Origin of the sequence: Actinomadura sp. NBRC 104425 (assembly GCF_030269545.1) — a bacterium.
Classification (GTDB): Bacteria; Actinomycetota; Actinomycetes; order Streptosporangiales; family Streptosporangiaceae; genus Spirillospora; species Spirillospora keratinilytica.
In genome coordinates this window covers 293,915-307,962 of sequence record NZ_BSTN01000006.1, presented here as the reverse complement: position 1 = coordinate 307,962, position 14,048 = coordinate 293,915, and the positions used below count along the sequence as shown (strand labels likewise).

16 protein-coding genes and 3 tRNA genes are annotated in these 14,048 nt (G+C 72.2%); 15 read left to right on the top strand and 4 right to left on the bottom strand.

Annotated features, from left to right (window positions below):
* Positions 1–36: 36 nt before the first annotated feature.
* Both QSK22_RS12845 and htpX read left to right on the top strand, forming a co-directional pair.
* Positions 37–1,530, top strand: a complete 1,494-nt coding sequence (locus QSK22_RS12845; RefSeq protein WP_285494321.1) for an NADH-quinone oxidoreductase subunit N — start codon at positions 37–39, stop codon at positions 1,528–1,530.
* A gap of 125 nt (positions 1,531–1,655) precedes the next feature.
* Positions 1,656–2,510, top strand: a complete 855-nt coding sequence (htpX, locus tag QSK22_RS12840; protein ID WP_285494363.1) for a zinc metalloprotease HtpX — start codon at positions 1,656–1,658, stop codon at positions 2,508–2,510.
* A 37-nt stretch (positions 2,511–2,547) separates the two neighbouring features.
* Here the strand turns inward: htpX and map are convergent, their stop codons facing one another.
* Positions 2,548–3,315 carry a type I methionyl aminopeptidase gene (gene map / locus QSK22_RS12835; protein WP_285494320.1) on the bottom strand — a complete coding sequence of 256 codons (768 nt, stop codon included), beginning with the start codon at positions 3,313–3,315 and terminating at the stop codon, positions 2,548–2,550.
* A 36-nt stretch (positions 3,316–3,351) separates the two neighbouring features.
* On the opposite strand from map, the gene QSK22_RS12830 reads away from it, so the two are divergent.
* Positions 3,352–3,618, top strand: coding sequence for a helix-turn-helix domain-containing protein (locus tag QSK22_RS12830; RefSeq protein WP_285494319.1), 267 nt, complete (start codon positions 3,352–3,354; stop codon positions 3,616–3,618).
* A gap of 79 nt (positions 3,619–3,697) precedes the next feature.
* On the opposite strand, the gene QSK22_RS12825 is transcribed toward QSK22_RS12830, so the two are convergent.
* Complete coding sequence (locus tag QSK22_RS12825; protein WP_285494318.1) at positions 3,698–4,186, bottom strand: YajQ family cyclic di-GMP-binding protein; 489 nt, start codon at positions 4,184–4,186, stop codon at positions 3,698–3,700.
* Positions 4,187–4,573: 387 nt separating this feature from the next.
* On the opposite strand from QSK22_RS12825, the gene QSK22_RS12820 reads away from it, so the two are divergent.
* Together QSK22_RS12820 and QSK22_RS12815 are read left to right on the top strand one after the other, a co-directional pair.
* Positions 4,574–5,020 (top strand): lamin tail domain-containing protein, encoded by a 447-nt coding sequence (locus QSK22_RS12820; protein WP_285494317.1) that lies wholly within the window; start codon positions 4,574–4,576, stop codon positions 5,018–5,020.
* A gap of 189 nt (positions 5,021–5,209) precedes the next feature.
* Positions 5,210–5,291 (top strand) — tRNA-Tyr (locus QSK22_RS12815).
* Between the two features lie 209 nt (positions 5,292–5,500).
* Here QSK22_RS12815 and QSK22_RS12810 read toward each other — a convergent pair.
* Positions 5,501–5,743, bottom strand: a complete 243-nt coding sequence (locus tag QSK22_RS12810; RefSeq protein ID WP_285494316.1) for a site-specific integrase — start codon at positions 5,741–5,743, stop codon at positions 5,501–5,503.
* Positions 5,744–5,896: 153 nt separating this feature from the next.
* Between QSK22_RS12810 and QSK22_RS12805 the strand changes: the two genes are divergently transcribed.
* From QSK22_RS12805 to QSK22_RS12760, 10 genes are all read left to right on the top strand, one after another.
* The gene (locus QSK22_RS12805; protein WP_285494315.1) at positions 5,897–6,445 is read left to right on the top strand and encodes a GNAT family N-acetyltransferase; all 549 of its coding nucleotides are present in this window, start codon (positions 5,897–5,899) and stop codon (positions 6,443–6,445) included.
* Between the two features lie 143 nt (positions 6,446–6,588).
* A complete protein-coding gene (locus QSK22_RS12800) occupies positions 6,589–7,329 on the top strand; it encodes a protein phosphatase 2C domain-containing protein (protein WP_285494314.1) in 741 nt (246 codons plus the stop codon).
* Positions 7,330–7,363: 34 nt separating this feature from the next.
* Positions 7,364–8,491 (top strand): acyl-CoA dehydrogenase family protein, encoded by a 1,128-nt coding sequence (locus tag QSK22_RS12795; protein ID WP_285494313.1) that lies wholly within the window; start codon positions 7,364–7,366, stop codon positions 8,489–8,491.
* A 129-nt stretch (positions 8,492–8,620) separates the two neighbouring features.
* Positions 8,621–8,696: transfer RNA gene (locus tag QSK22_RS12790), tRNA-Thr, on the top strand.
* 258 nt (positions 8,697–8,954) lie between these two features.
* Positions 8,955–9,028, top strand: a tRNA-Met gene (locus QSK22_RS12785).
* Between the two features lie 139 nt (positions 9,029–9,167).
* A complete protein-coding gene (gene rpmG, locus QSK22_RS12780) occupies positions 9,168–9,332 on the top strand; it encodes a 50S ribosomal protein L33 (protein WP_285494312.1) in 165 nt (54 codons plus the stop codon).
* Positions 9,333–9,639: 307 nt separating this feature from the next.
* Entirely contained in the window at positions 9,640–10,077 is a 438-nt protein-coding gene (locus QSK22_RS12775) for a MaoC family dehydratase N-terminal domain-containing protein (protein WP_285494311.1), read from the top strand.
* Positions 10,077–10,502, top strand: a complete 426-nt coding sequence (locus QSK22_RS12770) for a MaoC family dehydratase (protein WP_285494310.1) — start codon at positions 10,077–10,079, stop codon at positions 10,500–10,502. The genes QSK22_RS12775 and QSK22_RS12770 overlap by 1 nt, the downstream gene beginning before the upstream one ends.
* 189 nt (positions 10,503–10,691) lie before the next feature.
* Positions 10,692–11,774, top strand: a complete 1,083-nt coding sequence (locus QSK22_RS12765; protein ID WP_285494309.1) for a UDP-N-acetylmuramate dehydrogenase — start codon at positions 10,692–10,694, stop codon at positions 11,772–11,774.
* Positions 11,775–11,933: 159 nt separating this feature from the next.
* Positions 11,934–12,638, top strand: a complete 705-nt coding sequence (locus tag QSK22_RS12760; RefSeq protein WP_285494308.1) for a GntR family transcriptional regulator — start codon at positions 11,934–11,936, stop codon at positions 12,636–12,638.
* Between the two features lie 38 nt (positions 12,639–12,676).
* On the opposite strand, the gene QSK22_RS12755 is transcribed toward QSK22_RS12760, so the two are convergent.
* Entirely contained in the window at positions 12,677–13,774 is a 1,098-nt protein-coding gene (locus QSK22_RS12755) for an adenosine deaminase (protein WP_285494307.1), read from the bottom strand.
* Positions 13,775–14,048: the final 274 nt, after the last annotated feature.

Sequence of the window (14,048 nt, the reverse complement as noted above, 5' to 3'; positions counted from 1 at the left end):
GGCGGCCGGACGGACCACGGCGGAAGGAACCGCCCGATGATCATCCAGAGCATCGACTACGCGGCCGTCGCGCCCGCGCTGATCGTCGCGGTGGCGGCCGTCGCGCTGCTGCTCGCCGACGCGTTCGACGTGCCGCGCCGCGTCCTGGGCTGGGCGTCGTGCGGCGCGCTGGCCGCCGCGCTCGTCGCGGTCGTCGCGCTGGCCGCGGGCGGCGGCCGCCGCGCCACGTTCTGCGTGCCGGGCGGTCTGCGCGGCGGCGGACCGCCGTCCTGCTCCTACGTGACCGACCAGTTCACGCTGCTGTTCCAGGGCGTGGTGCTGGCCGCCGGGGTGGTCGTCGTCCTGCTGTCCCTGGACGAGATCACCCGGGCGAAGATGCCCGCCGGGGAGTACCACTTCCTGCTGCTGGCCGCGACCGCCGGCGCGCTCACCCTCGTCGCCGCCCGCGACCTGGTGCTGCTCGTCGTCGCGCTGGAGACGCTGTCGCTGCCGGTGTTCGCGCTCGTCGGCCTGCGCCGCTACGACGGCGCCGCCACCGAGGCCGCGCTCAAGCTGTTCCTGGTCTCGGTGATCTCCGCGGCCGTCATGCTGTTCGGCGTCAGCCTCCTGTACGGCGCCACCGGCGCCATGCACCTGGACCGGCTCGCGCCCGCCCTCGCCCGCCTGCCCGCCGACCTGGAGCCGGTCGCGGCCGCCGGGACCGTGCTGGTGCTGGCCGGGTTCGGGTTCAAGGTCGCGGCCGTGCCGTTCCACTTCTGGGCGCCGGACGTCTACCAGGGCGCGCCGCTGCCGGTCGCCGCGTTCCTGTCGGTGGTGTCCAAGGCCGCCGGGTTCGCCGGCCTCGCGATCGTCCTGGCGCTCGGGCTGCCCGCGTACGGGCACGTCTGGGGGCCGCTGGTCGCCGTGCTCGCCGCCGCCACCATGACGCTCGGCAACCTGATGGCGCTGCGGCAGCGCACCGCCATCCGCCTGCTGGCCTGGTCGTCGGTCGCCCAGTCCGGCTACATGCTGGCGCCGCTGGCGGTCGGCGACCACCGGCTGCCCGAGGCGGTCGCCGCCACCACCGCCTACGTTGCGCTGTACGCGGTGATGAACATGGGTGCGTTCGCCGTGGTCGTCGCCGTCCAGCGCCGCGGCCCGCACTCGCGCTGGGACGCCCTGGACGACTTCCGCGGCCTGGCCCGCAGCAGCCCCTCCGTCGCCGCCGCGCTGGCGTTCTTTTTGATCTGCCTGGCCGGGCTGCCGCCGGGCGTCATGGGGCTGTTCGCCAAGGTCGTGGTGTTCCGCGCGGCCCTGGCCGGGGGCGTGACGTGGCTGGCGGTCGTCATGGCCGTCAACACCGTCATCGGGCTGTACTACTACCTGGTGTGGGCCGTGCGGCTGTTCGGCGCCCCGCCCGCCGGGGCCCGGCCGCCCGTGCCGGACACCGGGGTGCCCGTCCGCGCCGCCATCGCCGCCGCGGCCGCCGGCGCCGTGGTGCTGTCGGCGGCGCCGCAACTGGTGCTGCAGACGGTGTCGAACGTCACCTGACCGGCGGCCGTCCGGGGGTCTTGCGGCGGTCCGCCCAGGCCCCTGGACGCCGCCCGAAAACGGGAACGTTTCGCCAGGTCACACCGTTGTCCCAGACAGCGGAAGAGCAACGGGAGGCGGCGAAAGTGCACTTCAACGGCGTCAAGACGGCCGCTTTGATCGCGGCCCTGTCGGCGTTGATGCTGCTCGCCGGCTGGGGACTCGGCCGCGGCGCGGGGCTGGCCATCGCCCTGCTGATCGCGCTGGTCACCAACGGCGTGGCGTACTTCTTCAGCGACCGTATCGCGCTGCGTTCCATGCGCGCCCACCCGGTCGGGGAGGTCGAGGCGCCCGTCCTGTACCGGGTGGTCCGGGAACTGGCCACCTCCGCGCGCCGGCCCATGCCCCGGCTGTACGTGTCGGAGACCATGCAGCCCAACGCGTTCGCCACCGGCCGCAACCCGCGCAACGCGGCGGTGTGCTGCACCCGGGGGCTGCTGCGCATGCTGGACGAGCGGGAACTGCGCGCGGTGCTCGGCCACGAGCTGTCGCACGTCTACAACCGCGACATCCTCATCTCCTCCGTCGCCGCGGCCATCGCCACCGTCATCACCTACCTGTCGTACCTGGCGGTGTTCCTGCCGGTCGGCCGGTCGGAGGACGACGACGGGCCCGGCGTCCTCGGCGCCCTGATGCTGCTGGTGCTCGGCCCGGTCGCCGCCGCCGTCGTGCAGATGGCGATCAGCCGGACCCGCGAGTACCAGGCCGACGCGGCCGGCGCCCAGCTCACCGGGGACCCGCTCGCCCTGGCCGCCGCACTGCGCAAGATCGAGGCGGGCACCCGCGCGATGCCGCTGCCGCAGGACCCCGAGCTGGCCACCACCAGCTCCCTCATGATCGCCAGCCCGTTCCGCGGCGCGGGGATCGGGCGCCTGTTCTCCACCCACCCGCCGATTGCCGAGCGCATCGCCCGCCTGGAGCGCATGGCCGGCCTGCGCTGAGCGCCCCGTCCCGCACCGGGGGCGCAAGACGCGGTGTCTAGGGGAGGGTGAGGACGACCGGGCCGTCGGCCGTGATGGCGATGGTGTGCTCGAAGTGCGCGGCGCGACTGCCGTCCGCCGTGACGATCGTCCAGCCGTCCGGCAGCACCTCGGCCGCGTCGCCGCCGCCCTCGTGGAACATCGGCTCGATCGCGATCGTCAGGCCCTCGCGGAGCTTGAGCCCGCGTCCCGGCCGCCCCATGTTGGGCACGTCGGGATCCTCGTGCATGCGCGTGCCGATGCCGTGGCCGCCGCAGCCCTGCAGAATCCCGTACCCGCAGTCCCGGGCCGTGCGCATGATGGCGTGGGAGATGTCGCCCATCCGCCCGCCCGGCCGGGCCTGCTCGATCGCCCGTTCCAGTGCCGTGCGGGTGACGTCCATCAGCCGCCGGGCCTCCTCGTCGGCCGCGCCCACGGCGAACGTGATCGCGGCGTCGCCGTGGTAGCCGCCGAGCTCGGCGCCGCAGTCCACCGAGACGACGTCGCCCTCCTTGAGCACCCGCCCGTTCGGGATGCCGTGCACGACGGCCTCGTTCACCGACACGCAGATCGTCGCAGGGTAGGGCGTCGGAGACCAGTCCGGGTGGTAGTGCAGGAACGACGACCGCGCCCCCGCCTCCTTGATGCACCGCGCCGCGATCGCGTCCAGCTCCGCCAGCGGGATGCCCGGCTCGGCCGCCTCGCGCACCGTGTGCAGCGTGCGGGCCACCACCCGGCCCGCCTCACGCATGATCTTCCATTCCCGGGGGCTGCGATACGTCACCATGGCCAAGATAGTAATACCAGTATTAGAATCTTCACCATGGTGCGCACACCACTGACCTCCGAGCAGCGCGACCGCGGCCGCGCCCTGGGCGGCATCCTGCGGGCCGCCCGGGGCCCGCGCAGCGCCGCGGCCGTCGCCGCCGAGGCGGGAATCTCCCTGGACACCCTCCGCAAAATCGAACGCGGGGCCATCGCGGCGCCCGCGTTCTTCACCATCGCGGCCCTGGCCCGCGTCCTCGACCTGGACCTGACCGCCCTGGCCCGCGACCTGGAGCCGTTCGACGATTCCCGTCTCGCGGGCTGAACCGCGGCCGCGTTCCCGACATCTCTGTGTACGGGCGCCGGCACCGTCAGCGGGGGAAAGGTGCCGGCGACCCCCTCACTCACCGGTAGTTGACGAACTGCAGCGCGACGTCGAGGTCCTTGCCCTTGAGCAGGGCGATGACGGCCTGCAGGTCGTCCTTCTTCTTCGAGCTGACCCGCAGTTCGTCACCCTGGATCTGGGCCTTGACGCCCTTCGGCCCCTCGTCCCGGATGATCTTGCTGATCTTCTTGGCGTTCTCCTGGGAGATGCCCTCCTTCAGCGCCACGCCGAGCTTGTACAGCTTCCCGGACGCCTTGGGCTCCCCGGCGTCGATCGCCTTCAGCGAGACGCCCCGCTTGACCAGCTTGTCCTTCAGCACCTCCAGCACCGCCTTGGCCCGCTCCTCGGAGTTGGCCTGGATCTCGATGCCGTCCCCGGCCCACCGGATGCCCGCGTCCACGTTGCGGAAGTCGAACCGGTTGGCGACCTCCTTGGCCGCCTGGTTGAGCGCGTTGTCGACCTCCTGCCGGTCGAGCTTCGACACGATGTCGAAAGAAGAGTCTGCCACGGCACTCAGCCCCTCTGAACTGCGAAAACACTCTGCTTTAGGCCCCCGTGGAGGCGCGGACCGACGCGATCGCCCCTCCGGGGCGCCCCCACCTCGCCGATCAGCGTAGCGATCGCGCCCCACCGCCGCCGCGCACGACGGCGCCGCCCGGCGCCCCCGGCCCCCGCGAGCGTTTCCGCCGCCGGTGACCGGTTCGCCGTGCCCGGCGAGGGCGCGGGCGCGTCCCGCGGCACCGGACGAACCGCGTTCGGGGCCGGTCTGGCGCGTCCCCGTCGCCTCAACGCCCCCTGAGGTTGACAAACCCCTCCACATCCGGCCATCGCCCCTCATGAGCGATAGGTCGCTGATAGACCAAATGCCCCAACCGTCACAGGGGAGGCAATCGGGGTGAAAAGGATTCTGACCACGGGGGCCGCGGCGCTCGCCGCGGCGGTCGCGACCGGAGTGGTCGCGGCGCCGGCCGAGGCCGCTGGCGCGGTGCAGATCTACCGCGTCTACTTCGACTCGCCGGGCAAGGACACCGGCTCGAACAAGTCGCTGAACGCCGAGTGGGTGCAGCTGTACAACACCGGCAAGACGGCCCGCCAGCTCAAGGGCTACAAGCTGCGCGACAAGACGGGCTACACCTACACCTTCGGCAACTTCAAGCTCGGCGGCCGCAAGTCCGTGTACATCCACACCGGCAAGGGCACCAACACCTCCACCCATCGGTACTGGGGCCGCAAGTGGTACGTGTGGAACAACACCGGCGACACCGCGTACCTGCGCTACCCGAACGGGACCCTCGCGGACAAGTGCTCCTGGGGCAGCAAGGGCGACTACAAGAAGTGCTGACCCCGCCCTGAGCAAAGCGCCCGCCGGCCCCATGGGGCCGGCGGGCGTTCCCATGTCCACTTACCCCCACCGCTACCGCCCCCGCCGGTGGGGTCGCTTCGCACACCGCAGCGGGCCCTCTGCTCCGATGTCACGACCGGTCCCGGGTTCCGCTATCCTTTCCAGAGTCGCCGCGAGGACGACAGCCAGGGCGGGTTGCCCGAGTGGCCAATGGGAGCGGACTGTAAATCCGTCGGCTTCGCCTACCCAGGTTCGAATCCTGGACCCGCCACACGACAAAAGACGCCCCCTGACCTGGGAGAACAGGCCAGGGGGTGTTCTGTTGCCAGGAGGCCTTCCCCCGCAACCAGACGCCGCCGGACGCAGCCGCCTGTCACCACTGCCGGAAAATACGCGGGATCCGAACGGCCCGTTCTCCGCAGGCCGGCCCGCAAAAACGAAGGGGCCCCGGTAACCGGAGCCCCAACGGTGTAGGCCGCCTCAGTCGCCGAGAGCATCTTCAATCCGCTCGTTCGCCCTGTCCTGCTGGCCGTCGATGCACTTGGCGTAGATCCGCAGTAGGACGTTCACACTGTGCCCGGCGCGCTCGGCCACCTCAGTCGGCGGGACGCCGGAGTTCAGCCACAGTGAGACACCCGCATGCCGCAGGTCGTACGGCCGTCTTGCCAGTGGTGAGGCGACCTGTTCGGGTGCGAAGGCGAGTTTGCGGATCTCGGCCGACACGTCGCCGTACGCCGTGGAGCCGACGATACCGCCCCGCTCCGTTTGGAAGAGCCGTCCATCCTCGACAGGGGAGAGGAGGCTTGTTCGGGGGGCACAGCTGTTGCCGGTTGTTACCGGCGGTCGGTGGGCGGGAGTTCCGCGTAGCGTTGGGCCATGTCCGAAGTGCCGTCACGGGTCGTACTGCGCCCCCTCGCCCTCTCCGACCAGGACGAGTTCTGCTCGCTTGTGCGGGCCAGCGCCGAACTGCACCGGCCGTGGATACAGTTGCCCGCAACCGCGCAGGAGTTCCGGGCCTGGATGCGCCGGTTCGAGGACGGCACCAACCGGGGGTTCCTGGTCCGCGTACGGGAGACCGGCGACGCCGCCGGCCTGATCAATATCAACTCGATCATCCGCGGTCGCTACCAGGGCGCCTCCCTCGGCTATGCCGCCTTCGCCCCGTCCGCCGGACGGGGATACATGGCCGAGGGGCTCACTCTTGTCCTGCGGCACGCCTTCCACGACCTCAGGCTCCACCGGCTGGAGGCCAACATCCAGCCGGACAACAAGGCGTCGCTTGCGCTGGTGCAGCGTCTGGGCTTCCGGTACGAGGGGTTCTCGCCCGCCTACCTGTACATCGACGGCGCCTGGCGCGACCACGAGCGCTGGGCCATCACCGCGCCGGACCCTTGGACGCCCGGTCCGTCCCTCCCTGAGGTGTGAGCGGAACCCTGTGAACCAGCGTGGGGGCCGTTGCGGCGGGATCCCCCTGCGGGAGAACTCGGCCAGTAGCCGACGTGCGGTGGTGCGCACGTACTGGCGGGCGGGTGTCGAGCGTGCGAAGGGATCAGGGGTAGACAGGCTGCGTGCGGATCACCTATGCGAGCGAGGCGACACCGGGGCGGCTGAACGAGGACTACGTCGTCGCCGGGCCCGAATGGGTTGTGCTTCTGGACGGCGCCACGGCGGCGCCCGGAGTGGACAGCGGGTGCGTGCACGGCCCGGCGTGGCTGGTGCGGCGGCTGGCGGGAGGGCTGGCGGCGCGGCTGGCCGCAGAGGACGGCGCACCGCTGCAGGACCTGCTGGCCGACGCCATCAAGGCGGCCGGGGAGGCCCACGCCGACACCTGCGATCTGGACAATCCCGACAGCCCGTCGGCGACCGTGGCGATGCTGCGGCGCCGCGGCGGCGTCCTGGACTGGCTGGTGCTGGCCGATTCGCCGGTGCTGCTGCAGACGGACGGGCAGGTGCAGGTCGTGTGCGACGACCGGGTCGACAAACTGCCCTCGTACACGGTCGAGGCCGTGCGTGCGGCCCGCAACAGTCCGGGCGGATTCTGGGTGGTGCAGACCCGTCCTGAGGCCGCCTACGAGGCGCTCACGGGCGAGGCGCCCGCGGAGCGGGTGCGGCGGGCGGCGCTGCTGAGCGACGGCGCGGCGCGGCTGGTGCAGATCTTCGGGCGCACCGACTGGGCGGGGCTGCTGGACCTGCTCGACGACGCCGGTCCCAGGGCGCTGATCCGGCGGACGCGGGAGGCCGAGGCGGGCGCGACGATCCGGCGGGGCAAGCGCCATGACGACGCGACGGCGGTGCTGGTCCGTCCCTGACCCCAATCTTGGAATGGGATTCTAGAATGGGTTCATGGAACCTCAGGATTTCGCCGATGTGCTGGCCGCCGTGCGCACGTTCGTCCGCGAGCAGGTGATCCCCCGCGAAGAGGAGATCGAGGAGACCGACGCGATCCCGGAGGACCTGCGCCGGGCCGCCCGCGACATGGGCCTGTTCGGGTACGCGCTGCCGGAGGAGTACGGCGGGCTCGGCATGTCGATCAGCGAGGAGGTGCGCCTGGCGTTCGAGCTGGGCTACGCCAGCCCCGCCTTCCGGTCGATGTTCGGCACCAGCAACGGCATCGCCGGGCAGGTGCTGGTGAACGCGGGCACCCGAGAGCAGAAGGAGGCCTGGCTGCCCCGGCTGGCGTCCGGGGAGGTCGTCGGAGCGTTCGCGCTCACCGAGGCCGAGGCCGGGTCGGACCCCAGCACCCTCACCACGCGCGCGGTCAAGGACGGCGACGAGTACGTCATCGACGGGGCCAAGCGGTTCATCACCAACGCCCCCGAAGCGGACGTGTTCATGGTGTTCGCCCGTACCGGCGGCCCCGGTTCGCGCGGCATCTCCACGTTCCTGGTGAGCGGCGACGCCCCCGGCCTCAAGGTCGGCCCGCCGGACGCCAAGATGGGCCAGCGCGGCGCCCACACCGCCGAGGTGTTCTTCGACGGCGTGCGCGTGCCTGCGTCCGCGATGGTCGGCCCCGAGGGGACCGGCTTCCGCACGGCCATGGCCTCGCTCGCACACGGCCGGCTGAGCATCGCCGCCGTCTGCGTGGGGCTGGCCCAGCGGATCCTGGACGAGACCGTCGCGTACGCCAAGGAGCGCACGCAGGGCGGACGTCCGATAGGCGAGTACCAGCTGATCCAGGCGCTCATCGCCGACTCCCAGGCCGAGCTGTACGCGGGGCGGTCCATGGTGCTGGAGGCGGCGCGCGCGTACGACGCGGGGGAGGACACCAAGCTCGGCCCGTCGTGCGCCAAGTACTTCTGCTCGGAGATGGTCGGCCGCGTCGCCGACCGGGCCGTGCAGGTCTTCGGGGGCATGGGCTACATGCGCGGCGTCCCGGTCGAGCGCTTCTACCGCGACGTCAGGCTGTTTCGGATCTACGAGGGCACCAGCCAGATCCAGCAGCTGGTCATCGGGCGCCATCTCCTGCGCTGACCTGCGCAGAGGCCGGCCGGGCCGGTTCGTGCGGGTGCCGGCTGCCGGAGCCCGGCGGGCGGTCCGGCCAATCGATTTCCTATCCGGCCCGCGAGCCGTGTATGGTTACAACGCGTCGAGAGGACGCAGGCCCCTTTAGCTCAGTCGGCAGAGCGTCTCCATGGTAAGGAGAAGGTCTACGGTTCGATTCCGTAAAGGGGCTCCAGCAACAGCGGTCAGGAGTGGCGGTCTGCGCGGGCAGGCGTCACTCCTTCGTTGTGTTGGGGGGTCGGCCGCCGACCGGGCGCCGGCCGGACCGTTCCGGAAAACGGGTTGGACAGGTCACCGATCCGCAGCGGTATCCTGTTACCCGATGGCGTCGGCCACCGGAACGCATGTGCCGGATCCCCGGGCCGGGCCCGGCGTTTTCAGACGCCGGTGAACATCCGGTATCCTTGCTTTCCGGTCGGACACCGACCATCGTGGCGGGGTAGCTCAGTCTGGCAGAGCAAGCGGCTCATAATCGCTGTGTCGCCGGTTCAAGTCCGGCCCTCGCTACTACCCGAGCGACTCTCGCCCCCGGCAAGGGGGCGAGAGCGCGCTGGGTTCTTCGCGCCGCACCGGCCGCCCGTACGGGCGCGACCGCGCGGCCCGTCGTACGAACGTCCTTGTCCCCAGCTCAGAAAGGCACTCCAACGTGGCTGCCACCGACGTCCGGCCGAAGATCACGCTGGCCTGCCAGGAGTGCAAGCACCGCAACTACATCACGCGCAAGAACCGGCGGAACGACCCGGACCGCCTGGAGCTCAAGAAGTACTGCCCCAACTGCCGGACGCACCGTCCGCACCGCGAGACCCGCTGACCGGCTCGCGGCGGGTGGTACCGCCGCTGCGGCCCGACCGCACGACCGGACCCGCTGACCAGCGCGCGTCTTCCGCCGCACGCGGCGACCGCGACGCGCCCGGCGGCGCCGCTCGGGCGACCGCCGAGAACCCGCGGATACACGCGAGGCTTGCCCAACCGTCCAGCCCGTTCCCGCCCACCCGGCGAGGACGGGCTGAACGTCGTTCTGTTACCGTCCGAGCGAGACCGCATCATGGGGCGGGCCCGTCGGCGCCCGACGGGCAGGGGCGGGGCGGCCCCCGTTCGACCTGGAGGGAGCGGATCGCATGGCGATCAACCGTGATTTCATCGGGCGGACCTTCCCGCCCACCGAGCCGTACGAGGTCAGCCGGGTGAAGATCCGGGAGTTCGCCGACGCGATCGGCGACCCCAACCCGCTCTACCGGGACGCCGAGGCCGCCAAGGCCGCCGGCTACCCCGACGTCATCGCGCCGCCCACCTTCCCCATCGTGGTCTCCCTCGGCAACCCGGCGCTGGCCGACCCCGAACTCGGCATCAACTTCTCGATGGTCGTACACGGCGAGCAGCGCTTCGCCTACACCCGGCCGATGCGCGCCGGCGACGTGGTGACCTGCACCTCCACCATCACCGAGATCAAGTCGATCGGCAACAACGAGAAACTGACGGTGGAGACCGACATCAAGACCGTCGAGGGCGAGCTGATCTGCAAGACCTACAACACGCTGGTGGAGCGGGGGGCCTGATGACCGCGCAGGTGAAGTACGCCGACGTCGAGGTCGGCACCGAGATCCCGGAGCGCACCTTCAAGATCGACCGGGCCAACCTGGTGATGTACGCCGGCGCCTCGGGCGACTTCAACCCCATCCACTGGCGGGAGAGCTTCGCCAAGGCCGTGGGCCTGCCGGACGTCATCGCGCACGGCATGTACACCATGGCCCAGGCCGGCCGCTTCGTCACCGACTGGGCGGGCGACCCCGGCGCCGTCGTCGACTACGGCGTGCGCTTCTCCGCCCCCGTCGTGGTGCCGGACGACGGCGGCGCGACCCTCCAGATCAGCGGCAAGGTCGAGGAGAAGCTCGACGACAACAAGGTCGTGGTGGCGCTCACCGCGCGCGCCGCCGACCAGAAGGTCCTCACCCGGGCCAAGGCCGTCGTCCGCCTCGCCTGACCGGGCCGGCCCCGCCGGCCCCCGAGTACCGCTCTCAGCGCGACTGTGCCCGCTGGACGCGCCGGATCCGCGGCGCACCGGCGGGCACCCGGCCGAACGTCTGTTCGGACGGCCGGAGATGGCACGCTGGAGCGCGGGCGTCCCGCCGCACGGGACGGACAGCGGCCCAACTACGGGAGGGGGAAGCGCGTGGCGGTGTTCGCTGAAGAGGTGAACCTGGCCGGATACACCACGCTGCGGCTCGGCGGTCCGGCGCGCCGGTTCGTGGAGGCGACGACCGAGGACGAACTGGTGTCCGTGGTGCGCGCGGCGGACCGGGACGGCGAGCCGGTGCTGGTGCTCGGCGGCGGCAGCAACGTGGTGGTCGCCGACGACGGCTTCCCCGGCACCGTGGTGCACGTCGGCACCCGCGGCACCGAGCGCGTGCCGGACGAGCCCGGACGGGTGCTGGTGCGCGTCCAGGCGGGCGAGGAGTGGGACCCCTTCGTCGCGCGCTGCGTCGCCGACGGGCTGGCCGGGGTGGAGTGCCTGGCGGGCATCCCCGGACGCGTCGGCGCCACCCCCATCCAGAACGTCGGCGCCTACGGCCAGGACGTCAGCGAGACGATCACCGAGGTGCGCGCCTACGACCGCACCACCGGCCGGGTCGTCACGCTGGACGCGGACGCGTGCCGCTTCAGCTACCGCAACAGCGTCTTCAAGGGCGGCGACCGGTACCTGGTGCTGGAGGTGACCTACGCGCTGCGCGAGTCCGACGAGTCGCAGCCGATCGCCTACGCCGAGCTGGCGCGCGCGCTCGGCGTCGAACTCGGCGCCCGGGTGCCGCTGAAGGAGGCGCGCGACGCGGTCCTGGAACTGCGCCGAGCCAAGGGCATGGTGCTAGACCCCTCCGATCCCGACACCCGCAGCGCCGGTTCCTTCTTCACCAACCCGATCCTGGACTCCGCGCAGCTCGCCGAGCTGGAACGCCGCGTCGCCGAGCGGCTCGGCCCGGACGCGGCCTTCCCGCGCTACCCCGAGCGCCCGGGGCCGGACGGCTCGCCGCGCGTCAAGACGTCCGCGGCGTGGCTGATCGACCGGGCGGGGTTCGCCAAGGGGCACGCGCTGGGGCCCGTCCGCATCTCCGGCAAGCACACCCTCGCGCTGACCAACCCCGACGGGGCCAGCACCGCCGACCTGCTCGCGCTGGCCCGCCAGGTCCGCGACGGCGTCCGCGAGGCCTTCGGGATCGAGCTGGTCAACGAGCCGGTGCTCGTCGGCGTCAGCCTCTGACTCGCGCTCTGCCCCGTCCGGCGCCGGGCGGACGGGCGCCGCGACGCGCTCCCGGTTCGCGGTTCCCCCCTGGGCGGTTCGCACGCATCATGAGAATCTCAGGCCCTTGGCTCCCGCGACCCCTGACGCGGGAGGGCCTCGATGGGGCGGAGATGAACGGTGGCGACTCTGCGAACCCAGCGGGGGCTCGGCCTGCGCCCCCAGCTCAGCGACGAGGTGGCGGCGCGGATCCGCGAGCTCATCTTGGACGGCCGGGTGCGGCCCGGGGAGTTCCTGCGGCTGGAACGGCTGGCACTGCAGTTCGGCATCAGCGTCACCCCCGTTCGCGAGGCGCTGCAGTCGCTGCGCAGCGAGGGGTTCGTGCACCTGGAGCCCCGGCGCGGCTTCGTGGTCGCGTCGCTGTCCAAACGGGACGTCGCGGACCTGTTCTGGGCGCAGGCCACGATCGGCGCCGAACTGGCCGCGCGCACCGCCGAGCGCATGGGCCCCGACCTGCTGGAGCAGCTGATCGGGCTGCAGCGGGCGCTGGAACAGGCCACGGACGCCGGCCGGCTCGACCTGGTCGAGGAGCACAACCACGCCTTCCACCGGACGATCAACCTGGCCGCCGACTCGGCCAAGCTCGCCTGGACGCTCGGTTCGGTGGTGCGGTATGTGCCGCGCGGGGTGTGGACCCGACTGCCCGAGTGGCCGGAAGTGGCCAGGGCGGACCACCGGCGCATCCTGCGCGCGCTGCAGCGCAAGGACGCCCCCGCGACCGGCGCCGCCATGCGCCAGCACATCACCCGGTCGGGCGAGCTGCTGGTCGCCCACCTGGAACGGCAGGGCCTGTGGCGCTCCGTCCTCGACGACGCCGACGACTAGCGGCCGACGACTAGCGGCCGACGACTGGCGGTCGGCGGCTAGCACGAGGCCGGGGAGGCCGCGCGCCGGGCGCCGGCCCCGTCCGGCTGGGGCGCGTCGCCGGCGGGCAGGCGCAGCCAGTCGTCGATGCCCGCCAACAGCCGCTTGCGGACGTCCTCGGGGGCGGCCGACCCGAGCACCGACTGCCGGGCCAGCTCGGCCAGTTCGGCGTCGGTGAACCCGTGCTCGGTGCGGGCCAGTTCGTACTGCCGCGCCAGCCGCGCGCCGAACAGCAGCGGGTCGTCGGCGCCCAGGGCGATGCGCGCGCCCGCCTCGAACAGCGTCCGCACCGGGACGTCCGCCGCCGTCGCCGCCACCCCCAGCCCCACGTTGGACGCCGGGCACACCTCCAGCGTCACCTGGCGCCGCACGATCTCCTCCAGCAGCCGCGGGTCCTCCACCGCCCGCACGCCGTGGCCGATGCGGTCGGCCCGCAGCGCCTCCAGGCACTCGCGCACGCTCTGCGGGCCGAGCAGCTCGCCGCCGTGCGGCGCCGCCAGCAGGCCGCCGCGCCGTGCGATGCGGAACGCGCCGTCGAAGTCGTAGGCCCGGCCGCGCCGCTCGTCGTTGGACAGCCCGAACCCCACCACGCCCTGGCCGGTGTAGCGGATGGCCAGCCGCGCCAGCGTCCTGGCGTCCAGCGGGTGCCGGGTGCGGTTCGCGGCGATCACCACGCCGATGCCGACCCCGGTCGCGGCGGACGCCTCCCGCGCGGCGTCCAGCACCAGCTCCACGGTCGGCGTCAGCCCGCCGAACCGCCCCGCGTAGCCGCTCGGGTCCACCTGGATCTCCAGCCAGCCCGACCCCTCGGCGGCCTCGTCCTCGGCCGTCTCGCGCAGCAGCCGCCGCATGTCGTCGGGGGTGCGCAGCACCGAGCGCGCGATGTCGTACAGCCGCTGGAACCGGAACCAGCCGCGCTCATCGGTGGCGTGCAGCTGCGGCGGCCAGTCCTCCACCAGGGCGTCCGGCAGGTGCACCCCGTGCCGCGCCGCCAGCTCGACCAGGGTGGAGTGGCGCATCGAGCCGGTGAAGTGCAGATGCAGGTGCGCCTTGGGCAGGGCGCGAATCGGACGCTCTGAAACTGGACGGGGCTCCATGCACAAATGTTGCCTGATCGTCGCCCGGTTCGCTCCGCACCCTCGCCAGACCACCCGGCGAGGCCATGCCGCATGGCACCAAACGACCACCCCGGACGCCCTTCACCTGCACCGTCAGGACGACGACCGCGTCGTGCAAGCAGGTATCCGGCCGACCCCGAGGACTGGACGGCGCCGACGAGCTTCGCCGCCCGCTCCACTTCGGCGCTCGGGGTACGGGCGGTCGTCGGCGACCGCCCCGGCTCTGCACGCCCGGACGGCTCGGCACACGATG

Coding starts and splice junctions, on each gene's coding strand:
- QSK22_RS12845 (WP_285494321.1), top strand. CDS start 37: ATGATCATCCAGAGCATCGACTACGCGGCCGTCGCGCCCGCGCTGATC.
- map (WP_285494320.1), bottom strand. CDS start 3,315: ATGGTGACGTATCGCAGCCCCCGGGAATGGAAGATCATGCGTGAGGCG.
- QSK22_RS12830 (WP_285494319.1), top strand. CDS start 3,352: ATGGTGCGCACACCACTGACCTCCGAGCAGCGCGACCGCGGCCGCGCC.
- QSK22_RS12805 (WP_285494315.1), top strand. CDS start 5,897: ATGTCCGAAGTGCCGTCACGGGTCGTACTGCGCCCCCTCGCCCTCTCC.
- QSK22_RS12795 (WP_285494313.1), top strand. CDS start 7,364: ATGGAACCTCAGGATTTCGCCGATGTGCTGGCCGCCGTGCGCACGTTC.
- QSK22_RS12775 (WP_285494311.1), top strand. CDS start 9,640: ATGGCGATCAACCGTGATTTCATCGGGCGGACCTTCCCGCCCACCGAG.
- QSK22_RS12770 (WP_285494310.1), top strand. CDS start 10,077: ATGACCGCGCAGGTGAAGTACGCCGACGTCGAGGTCGGCACCGAGATC.
- QSK22_RS12755 (WP_285494307.1), bottom strand. CDS start 13,774: ATGGAGCCCCGTCCAGTTTCAGAGCGTCCGATTCGCGCCCTGCCCAAG.